Annotated in this window: 1 pseudogene; it reads left to right on the top strand. The window is 44.5% G+C overall.

Annotated features, from left to right (window positions below):
• Window positions 1–479 (top strand): annotated as a pseudogene (locus ACFIKH_RS09285) (adhesin); the annotation flags it as partial.

Genomic DNA, 479 nt, shown 5'->3' with positions numbered 1-479 from the left:
AGCGAATAAGTCTGGTGAAACGCGTACGCTTTCGGGTGTTAAGGATGGAACTCTTGCCAAAGGCTCAAATGATGCGGTGACGGGTTCTCAACTTTATGAGACGAATGAGAATGTAAAGGGTGTCAGTGATGATCTTCAGACAGTTGCTAAGAATGCGTCGAAATATTTAGGTGGCGGTGCTGATGTCTTAAAAGGGACTGAACCAACCTATAAATTAGATGATAAAGAGTATCATGATCTTTCTGGTGCGTTTGGTGGGGTTGATCAAGGCTTCAAGGATCTTAAGGATCAAGTTGCTCAGAACAAAGATGAAGTTTCTGAACGTCTTCAAGATGCATTGTTGTGGGATGACGGGAAAGGTGCGTTTGTAGCGCAGCATGGTGCAGATAAGAGCAACAGTAAGATCACGTCTCTAGCAGCGGGTAATATCTCTAAAGATTCCAGTGATGCGGTCACGGGTTCGCAGCTTTATTCCATGA

The sequence above is a fragment of the Bartonella sp. SD1336NMGDW genome, from assembly GCF_042193565.1.
In the GTDB taxonomy this organism is placed as follows: domain Bacteria; phylum Pseudomonadota; class Alphaproteobacteria; order Rhizobiales; family Rhizobiaceae; genus Bartonella; species Bartonella grahamii.
This window is presented reverse-complemented; position numbering and strand designations above follow the sequence as displayed.